This window comes from Streptomyces sp. ADI95-17 (assembly GCF_003846175.1).
Classification (GTDB): domain Bacteria; phylum Actinomycetota; class Actinomycetes; order Streptomycetales; family Streptomycetaceae; genus Streptomyces; species Streptomyces sanglieri.
This window is the reverse complement of record NZ_ML123052.1, coordinates 462,698-471,642: the sequence shown is the minus strand read 5'-3', so window position 1 is coordinate 471,642 and position 8,945 is coordinate 462,698. Positions and strand designations below refer to the sequence as shown.

At 70.9% G+C, this 8,945-nt stretch carries 8 protein-coding genes; 1 reads left to right on the top strand and 7 read right to left on the bottom strand.

All coding sequences use genetic code 11. The annotated features are described in order from the left end of the window. Window positions 1–282: 282 nt before the first annotated feature. Window positions 283–1,290 (bottom strand): stage II sporulation protein M, encoded by a 1,008-nt coding sequence (locus EES42_RS39425; protein WP_124722996.1) that lies wholly within the window; start codon window positions 1,288–1,290, stop codon window positions 283–285. 120 nt (window positions 1,291–1,410) lie between these two features. Here EES42_RS39425 and EES42_RS39420 point away from each other — a divergent pair, with 120 nt between their 5' ends. Beyond that, window positions 1,411–2,358: an RDD family protein gene (locus EES42_RS39420; protein WP_124722995.1), complete on the top strand. Its 948-nt coding sequence runs from the start codon at window positions 1,411–1,413 to the stop codon at window positions 2,356–2,358. Here the strand turns inward: EES42_RS39420 and EES42_RS39415 are convergent. The 6 genes from EES42_RS39415 to EES42_RS39390 all read right to left on the bottom strand — a co-directional run bounded on the left by EES42_RS39415 (window position 2,355) and on the right by EES42_RS39390 (window position 8,867). Continuing rightward, window positions 2,355–2,966, bottom strand: a complete 612-nt coding sequence (locus EES42_RS39415) for a hypothetical protein (protein ID WP_124722994.1) — start codon at window positions 2,964–2,966, stop codon at window positions 2,355–2,357. The two genes, EES42_RS39420 and EES42_RS39415, sit on opposite strands and share 4 nt — an antisense overlap. A gap of 173 nt (window positions 2,967–3,139) precedes the next feature. Next, a complete protein-coding gene (ahcY, locus tag EES42_RS39410) occupies window positions 3,140–4,597 on the bottom strand; it encodes an adenosylhomocysteinase (protein ID WP_124722993.1) in 1,458 nt (485 codons plus the stop codon). 407 nt (window positions 4,598–5,004) lie between these two features. Continuing rightward, window positions 5,005–6,027, bottom strand: coding sequence for a cation diffusion facilitator family transporter (locus EES42_RS39405; protein WP_124722992.1), 1,023 nt, complete (start codon window positions 6,025–6,027; stop codon window positions 5,005–5,007). Window positions 6,028–6,114: 87 nt separating this feature from the next. After that, complete coding sequence (manA, locus tag EES42_RS39400; RefSeq protein WP_124722991.1) at window positions 6,115–7,326, bottom strand: mannose-6-phosphate isomerase, class I; 1,212 nt, start codon at window positions 7,324–7,326, stop codon at window positions 6,115–6,117. A gap of 128 nt (window positions 7,327–7,454) precedes the next feature. Further along, window positions 7,455–8,591 (bottom strand): SIS domain-containing protein, encoded by a 1,137-nt coding sequence (locus EES42_RS39395; protein WP_124722990.1) that lies wholly within the window; start codon window positions 8,589–8,591, stop codon window positions 7,455–7,457. Window positions 8,592–8,684: 93 nt separating this feature from the next. Beyond that, window positions 8,685–8,867, bottom strand: a complete 183-nt coding sequence (locus EES42_RS39390) for a Trm112 family protein (protein WP_124722989.1) — start codon at window positions 8,865–8,867, stop codon at window positions 8,685–8,687. Window positions 8,868–8,945: the final 78 nt, after the last annotated feature.

Sequence of the window (8,945 nt, the reverse complement as noted above, 5' to 3'; positions counted from 1 at the left end):
TTCGAATTTGAATTCCGGTGACCGTTGGAGTGGTCTCTGCCTTTCGGCTGATTCGACTTTATCAGAAAGATTCGGCCGAAAAATCGGCTTCGCGATCCGAAGTAAGGGAATCGATGGCTCCGCGGAAATTCAATTCCCGGCGAGAGCGAAGTAGAGACTAACTGCTGGGCCCGGACTTGTCCAGTCCGAAGCAACCGTTAAAATCTACCTCCCCGTGTCGGCCATGTCAATGGCTTTTTGGGGCGAGGAGGAGACTAGCAGGTCAGCGGGGTCGTCCGCACATCAGGCGGCCACCGGGAGTTCGGCGCTTCGTTCCGTGGGGTCGACGTCGCCGCTGTCCCCGGCCCGCGCTGCTCGGCCGCCCAGGATGTAGACGTAGGCGAGGAAGGCCGCCTCGGCCACGATGCCGATGGTGATGCGCCCCCAGGTCGGGAGGCCGGAGGGGGTGACGAAGCCTTCGATCAGACCGGAGACGAACAGGACCAGGGCGAGGCCGATGGCCATGCCGATCGCGGCCCGGCCCTGCTGGGCGAGGGCCGAGCGCCGGCTCATCGGGCCCGGGTCGATGACCGTCCAGCCGAGGCGCAGCCCCGTACCCGCGGCGACGAAGACGGCGGTGAGTTCGAGCAGGCCGTGCGGGAGGATCAGCCCGAGGAAGGTGTCGAGCCGGCCGGCCGAGGACATCAGGCCGATGCCGACACCGAGGTTGAGCACGTTGATGAAGAGGATCCAGATCACCGGGATGCAGAGGAACGCTCCCAGGACCAGGCACATGGCTGCGGCCTGGGCGTTGTTCGTCCATACCTGGGCGGCGAACGATGCGGCCGGGTGGCTGGAGTAGTACGTCTCGTACTCCCCGCCCGGGCTGGTCATGCGGCGGAGGTCCTCCGGGGCCGCGATGGCCGACTGGACCTCCGGATGCGCGCCGATCCACCAGCCGATGACTGCGGCCAGCAATGTCGAGAGGACCGCGGTGGGTATCCACCAGTTCCTGGAGCGGTAGACGGCGGCGGGGAATCCGGCCGTGAGAAAGCGGGTGGCGTCGCGCCAGGAGGCTCGGCGGGTGCCGGTGACCGTGGCTCGGGCGCGGGCCACGAGCTGGGTGAGGCGTGCCGTGAGCATCGGGTCCGGGGTGCTGGACTGGAGGAGCGAGAGATGGGTGGCCGTGCGCTGGTAGAGCTCGACGAGTTCGTCGGCTTCGGTGCCGGTGAGCCGGCGCCCCCGGTGCAGGAGATGGTCCAGACGGTCCCACTCTGCGCGGTGGGCGGTCACGAAGACATCGAGATCCATGGTCGGCTGCTGCTCCAGGCATGGGTGCGTACGGGTTCGTACTACGGCGGCGCGCTGCCGGTCAGCTTGGCAGACTGAGGCCCCGAGGGGCAGGGATGGTCGGCGAAGGGTGGGGCGGCGATGAGTGAGCTCGTGACCGGGGATGCGGTCGTGTTGGGGCTGCGGCCGGCGAAATTGCCGAGCCGGGCGCTGGCGCTGGCCATCGATCTTGCCGTGGTGGGGGCGGCGTTCGTCCTGGTGTCGATCGGGCTGGCCATCGCGACGGCGTCGCTGGACGACGCGGCGCTCGCGGCGGTGTCCGTGGCGGCGTTCCTGCTGGTGCTGGTGGGTGGGCCCATCGCGGTGGAGACGCTGAGCCGCGGGCGTTCGCTGGGGAAGCTGGCGTGCGGGCTGCGGGTGGTGAGGGACGACGGGGGGCCGATCCGGTTCCGGCATGCGCTGGTGCGTGGGGCCATCGGGGTCGTGGAGATTCTGATGACGTTCGGGGTTGTCGCGTGTATCGCCTCGCTGGTGTCGGCGCGGGGGCGGCGGCTCGGTGATGTGTTCGCGGGGACGCTCGTCGTGCGGGAGCGGGTGCCCGCGGGGCGGGCGGCTGCCGTGCCGCCTCCGCCGCCGTGGCTCGTCGGGCGGTTCGCGGGGCTGGATCTGTCGGCGGTGCCGGAATCTCTGTGGCTGGCGGTTCGGCAGTACCTGACCCGTATGCATCAGCTCGATGCGCAGGTGGGGTGGTCGATGGCGGAGCGGCTGGCCGGGGAGTTGGCGGAGCGGACCGGAGTGCCGGTGCCCGAGGGGGTACCGGCCGGGGCGTATCTGGCAGCAGTGGTCAACGAGCGGCAGGCGCGGGATGCGCGGCGGGTGTTCGTCGCCGCGCAGGGCTCGGCACCACGTGGTGGTCGTGATGGTGGTGACGGGCGTGGTGGTTCCGAGGAGCAGGCGGGGCGGCCGGTGAGTGGTGTTGTGGTGGGTGGGGATCCGGTTGTTGGTGGGGCTGGGGTGGCTGTGCCGGCTGTGGAGGATGAGGAGAGTCGGGTGCCGCCTGCTGCCACGGGGTTCGCGCCGCCCGCCTAGAGCGACGAGGGCGGGGATTCCAGGTCTTCGAGCTCGATGCCGGGGGCCGAGACGACCACGTCGCCGGCGATGTGGACGGTGTGCTGCTCACCGGTGTCCAGTGCGCTGACCTGGTATTCGTCCACGATCAGAGGGCCGTTGTCAGTGGTGTGCGCTTCACTGTTCACCAGGGCCCAGGACTGGTCGACGGTACGGGGGGCGAGGACCGGGTCCGTGAAGGCGACCAGGCGGACGCGGGTCGCGGGGGAATCGGGGGTGAGGCGCAGCAGTCGTGCGGTCGCGACGAGGAACGCGGGGGAAGTGCCGGTGAAGGCGTGGGCGCGCACATTGCCTTCGGTGGCATGGGTTCCGGTCGGGTCGGTACGGACCCAGGTGACGCCTTCGAGGGCGGCGCCGCGGACCTGCCAGCTCGCGGCGTGGAGTTCGAGGCGGATGGGTCGGCCCAGCTCGTCGAGGGTGAGGTCGACGGATCCGAGGTGGTCGCCGGAAGGGGCGGTGGTGCGGGAGAGGTAGCGCCAGCCGGAGGGGCCTGGTGCGCATTGGAAGTGTTCTTCGCCGAGGGGGGTGTGATCGTGAAGATCGTGGAGCGAATATCGGCCGCGGGGCATGGGGTCCTTCGGGGTTCCTCGGGCTGAGCGGGCGGCACCGTACGGGGCAGGCCCCCGACACGGGGGTGCGGGGGCCTGCGCTCGTAGCTGCTGCTACTGAAGCTGTTCCGTCTGTCGGCGGCCGCCGGTCGTCACTGACCGGTGGTGATGTGGGCGGTCTCCGACTGGCGGGATCAGTAGCGGTAGTGGTCGGGCTTGTACGGGCCGTCGACCTCGACACCGATGTACGCGGCCTGCTCGGGGCGGAGCGTCGTGAGCTTCACGCCGAGTGCGTCGAGGTGGAGACGGGCGACCTTCTCGTCCAGGTGCTTGGGCAGCACGTAGACGTCGGTCGGGTACTCCTCGGGCTTGGTGAACAGCTCGATCTGGGCCAGGGTCTGGTCCGCGAACGAGTTGGACATGACGAACGAGGGGTGGCCGGTGGCGTTGCCCAGGTTCAGCAGACGGCCCTCGGACAGCACGATGAGGACCTTGCCGTCGGGGAACGTCCAGGTGTGGACCTGCGGCTTGACCTCGTCCTTGACGATGCCGTCGATCTGCGCCAGGCCGGCCATGTCGATCTCGTTGTCGAAGTGGCCGATGTTCCCGACGATGGCCTGGTGCTTCATCTTGGCCATGTCGGCGGCCATGATGATGTCCTTGTTGCCCGTCGTGGTGACGAAGATGTCGGCCTGGCCGACGACGTCGTCGAGGGTGGCGACCTGGTAGCCGTCCATCGCCGCCTGCAGGGCGCAGATCGGGTCGATCTCCGTGACGATGACCCGGGCGCCCTGGCCGCGGAGGGACTCCGCGCAGCCCTTGCCCACGTCGCCGTAGCCGCAGACGACGGCGGTCTTGCCGCCGATCAGGACGTCCGTGGCGCGGTTGATGCCGTCGATCAACGAGTGGCGGCAGCCGTACTTGTTGTCGAACTTGGACTTGGTGACGGCGTCGTTGACGTTGATCGCCGGGAAGAGGAGGGTGCCGTCGCGGTGCATCTCGTACAGCCGGTGCACACCGGTCGTGGTCTCCTCGGTGACGCCGCGGATCTCGGACGCCAGCTGGGTCCACTTCTGCGGGGCCTCGCCGAGGGTGCGGTTCAGCAGGGTGAGGATGTGGGCGTACTCCTCGCTGTCCGCGGTCGACGGGTCCGGGGCGGCGCCGGCCTTCTCGAACTCGACGCCCTTGTGGACGAGGAGGGTGGCGTCACCACCGTCGTCGAGGATCATGTTCGGGCCGCCGGTGGGGGTGTTCGGCCAGGTCAGGGCCTGCTCCGTGCACCACCAGTACTCTTCGAGCGTCTCGCCCTTCCAGGCGAAGACCGGGACGCCCGCGGGGGCTTCCGGCGTGCCGTTCGGGCCGACGGCGATGGCCGCGGCGGCGTGGTCCTGGGTGGAGAAGATGTTGCAGGAGGCCCAGCGGACCTCGGCGCCGAGGGCGACCAGGGTCTCGATCAGCACGGCCGTCTGCACGGTCATGTGCAGCGAGCCGGTGATGCGGGCGCCGGCCAGCGGCTGCGTTGCGGCGTACTCCTTGCGGATCGACATCAGGCCGGGCATCTCGTGCTCGGCGAGGGTGATCTCCTTGCGGCCGAACGTCGCGAGGGAGAGGTCGGCGACCTTGAAGTCCTGTCGATTGGCGACCGTCGTCATAACGGGCTGCTCCTCGTAAATGGGTCGAGGTGGGGCACGGATGGCTCTGCGGCGGCGGGCACACGAATGCCCGGGCGCTCGCAGCGCAGTCCGTCGGAGGCCCTCTCTCCCTCGGCCGGTCCGCTCATGCGGACCGATCGACCGCCATCAGCAGCGACGTCTGACACTGCCGTCGAATCTACACCGATCGGCCCAGTCGCTCCCAGTCCGCCCCAGGACAGGAAGTGTCCGGGAGGCGTACCGGGAGCGGGCGGGAGGCCGGATCGAGCAGGGGCGGAGGGGCGTCAGAGGGGTCTGGAAGGGGTCCGGGGCGGGGGTGAGAACGGGCCGGTGTGCGTATGGGCAGGCGGAACAGGTGGAAGGTGGGCCGGGGTGGTGAGGCGGCCGGGTGGAGCGGGTCGCCGGGATCAGTGGCCGGATTTCTTCGAGGTGTCCGGGGTTTCGTCCGCGGGGCCCTCGGAGGTGTTGCCGGGGGCGCCGCCCGGGGTCTTGCCGGGGTTGGTGCCCGCCGCGGCGGCTGCCTCGCTGTAGATGTCCGGCTCCAGGTAGATGACCCGGGCGATCGGGACCGCCTCGCGGATCCGGCTCTCGGCGGCGTTGATGGCGTTGGCGACCTCGGTGGCCGTGTCGTCGTGCTGCACCGCGATCTTGGCGGCGACGAGCAGTTCCTCCGGGCCGAGGTGGAGCGTACGCATGTGGATGACGCCGGTGACCGTGTCACCGTCGACGACCGCGGCCTTGATCTTCTCGACCTGGTCGGTGCCGGCGGCCTCGCCGAGCAGGAGGGACTTCGTCTCGGCGGCGAGCACGATCGCGATGATGATCAGCAGGATGCCGATGCAGAGGGTTCCGATGCCGTCCCAGACGCCGTTGCCGGTCGCGAGGGCCAGGCCGACGCCCGCGAGGGCGAGCACCAGGCCGATCAGCGCGCCGAGGTCCTCCAGCAGGACGACGGGGAGCTCGGGGGCCTTCGCCCGGCGGACGAACTCCCTCCAGGAGAGCGAACCGCGGGTCTGGTTGGACTCCTTGATCGCCGTACGGAAGGAGAAGCCCTCGGCGATGATCGCGAAGACCAGCACGCCGACCGGCCAGTACCAGGCCTCGATCTCGTGCGGGTGCTTGATCTTCTCGTAGCCCTCGTACACCGCGAACATGCCACCGACCGAGAAGAGGACGATGGAGACGAGGAACGCGTAGATGTAGCGCTCGCGGCCGTAGCCGAAGGGGTGCTGGGGGGTGGCCTCGCGCTGGGCCTTCTTGCCGCCGAGCAGCAGCAGGCCCTGGTTGCCCGAGTCGGCGACCGAGTGGACGCTCTCCGCGAGCATCGACGACGAGCCACTGAACAGGAACGCCACGAATTTGGCCACTGCGATCGCGAGGTTGGCGCCGAGTGCCGCCACGATCGCCTTGGTTCCGCCTGACGCACTCATGGGTGCCTGGTGTCCCTTCTTCGGTGCTGCGGCCCTGGCGCCGCGGTACGGCCGGACATTGTTGCAGTCGCTGGTGCGGACGGTACGTCAGACCACCACTGTGGCGCGGAACAGAGTGCCCGTACCGGACACTTCGACCTTTTCGCCGGATGGTACGAACACGGAGGCGCCGGGGGCGAGGCCGAGGTCGCCGGCCTTCGGGGCTCCCCCGGTGCAGAGCAGGATCTGGGGGGCGTCCCTGGTCAGGTCGACGGGGGCGGCGCCGGGCGAGAGGTCGAAGCGGGAGAGCCGGAATTCGTCCACGGGCGTCTCGTACAGTTCCTCGCCGGTCGGCGAGGCCTCGGGGCGAAGGACACCGGGATCGGTCGCCTCGAAGCGGACGATGCGGAGGAGTTCGGGTACGTCGATGTGCTTGGGCGTGAGTCCGCAGCGCAGCACGTTGTCCGAGTTGGCCATGATCTCCACGCCGAGGCCGTCGAGATAGGCGTGCGGGACTCCCGCGCCGAGGAACAGCGCCTCGCCGGGCTGGAGTTCGACGTAGTTCAGCAGCATCGCCGCGATGACGCCGGGGTCGCCGGGGAAGTGGTGGGCGATCCGGGCGTACGGGGCGTGGGCGCCGCCGAGGCGTTCGGCGGCGGCCGCGGCCAGGTTCACCGTTTCGGCCATCTCCGCGGGGTCGGCGCCGAGGATCGCGGTGAGGACCTCGCGCAGGGCGGCCTCTTCGGGGTGGGCGCCGAGCAGGTCGACGTACGGCTTGAGGGAGTCGACGCCGAGCGCCGCCATCGCCTCGGCCGCCTCGGTGGGCCGGCGGAAGCCGCACAGGCCAGCGAAGGGGGTGAGCGCGCAGATCAGCTCGGGCTTGTGGTTGGCGTCCTTGTACGTGCGGTGGGGCGCGTCGATCGGGACGGACCGGCGCTCCTCGTCCTCGTAGCCCCGCTTGGCCTGTGCCAGGTCGGGGTGGACCTGGAGGGAGAGCGGGGCGCCGGCGGCGAGCAGTTTGAGAAGGAAGGGGAGGCGGGGGCCGAACTTCTCGACGGTGGCCCGGCCGAGTTCGCGCTCGGGGGCGGCGGCGATGACGTCGGTGAGGGGCTGTTCGGGGGTGGGGTCGCCGGGGGCGGTGTCGGTATTGGGGGCGGTGCTGGTGCTGGTTATGCGGGTGAGGAGCGAGGGGGCGCCGGGATGGGCGCCCAACCACATCTCGGCCTGGGGTTCGCCGGTGGGGGCGATGCCGAGCAGTTCGGGGATGGCGGTGGTGGAGCCCCAGGCGTAAGGGCGCACGGTGTTGGAGAGCCGGTCCATGGTGTTCGTCCTTGTGAGATGCGTGGATCGGGGGTGCGGTGCTCTGGTGGCGGTGCTCTGGTGTGGGGCCGCGGGGCGGTGTTGTGGTGCGGTGTCCTGGCTCCGGGCTCTGGTGGCAGGGCCTCTGGTCAGGCGCCGGTTGCCGACGCCAGGGCCAGGTAGACGGCGGCGAAGTCGGTGACGGCGAGCAGTTCGGCGAGGGCTTCGAGCTCGGTTCCCTCGTCCGGTTCGAGTTCGCTGATCGCCGTGTCGTGGCCGAGGGCCAGTTCGCGGGCGGCGGGGGCCGCGCTCAGGCCGCCGGTGGGGCGGTCGCGGAGCAGTACGACGCGGGCGTGCAGCGGATCGGGCTCGTCGACCCGGTCGCGGAAGAAGTCGTCGGGGTCGGCCCCGGCGGCGAACGAGCCCGCCAGCATCGCGCCGTGAGCGGGCAGCGCCTCGGGCAGTTCGGCGGCGAGGGCCGGCCGGCCGGACAGCTCGGCCAGGACGGCGGCGAATCTGCGGCCGACGGGGGCGGCGGATTCACCCTCGGTCCAGATCAGGGGCAGGCTGTCGGCGAGTTCGGCCGCGAGGGTCTTGGCCGGGTTGCTGTACGTGGCGATGGCCGGACCGCAGCGTTCCGCGGTGCGGTCCAGGCGGTCGGCGACGCTCTGGAGTGCCTCGGCGGGGGCGCTGAGCAGGCCGACCCGGTCGAGCAGGGCGAGCAGCGGGGTGAACAGGGCCCAGAGCGTGCCGGGTCCCGCGGCCGATGTCTCGGCGTCGTACTCGCCGTGCGGGGCGGAGGCCATCGGTACGACGAGTCCGTGCGCCCCGTCGATCGCCTCGCGCAGGGGTGACTGGCGGGGAGTGACGGCGACGACGCTGCAGCCTCGGCGGTACGCCTGCTCGGCGAGGAGGGCGAGCCCCGGCTCGGAACCGTCGGCCGTGACGATCAGGAGCAGGTCGACGGAGCCGGCCCAGCCGGGCAGGGTCCAGCGCATCGCGCCCGCGGCGGGGGCGACCCCGGTGGGGTGGATGCGGGTGACCGGTGCGGAGGCTCCGGCCAGGGCGGTGATCAGGTCGGCGACGCCGGATGCGGCGGTGCCGGAGCCGGCGACCAGTACGGCGCGGGGGCGGCCCTCCGGGTTCAGTTCGGCGATGCCCGCCTCGGCGGCGTGCCGGGCGGCGGTACGGACCCGGGCCCCGGCCTCGGCGGCGCCGCGGAGCAGGCCGCGGCGGTCGGCTCGGGCCAGGGCTTCCGGGGCGTCGAGCAGCGACTCGTCGAGCATGAGGACGGTCCTCCGATCACCGTGCGGGGTGCGGGGCGGTGGGCGTTTGCGCGTGTGCCGTTGGTCGGGGTGGCGGGCGGTGCGCGTGCGCCGTTACTCGGGGCGGCGGGCCTCGTCGACGAGGAGGACGGGGATGCCGTCCCGTACCGGGTAGGCCAGGGCGCAGTCCTTGCCGGTGCAGACCAGTTCGGGGGTGTCGGCCGCCGACCGGTCTTCGAGCGGGGAGTGACAGGCCGGGCAGGCGAGGATCTCCAGGAGGCCGGCTTCGAGCGGCATGGGGTGGGTCCCTTCGGGCTACGGATCAGGCGACGTCAGCCTACCGCCGGGGGGCGGGGCGGGCCCGGGGGGCCCGGC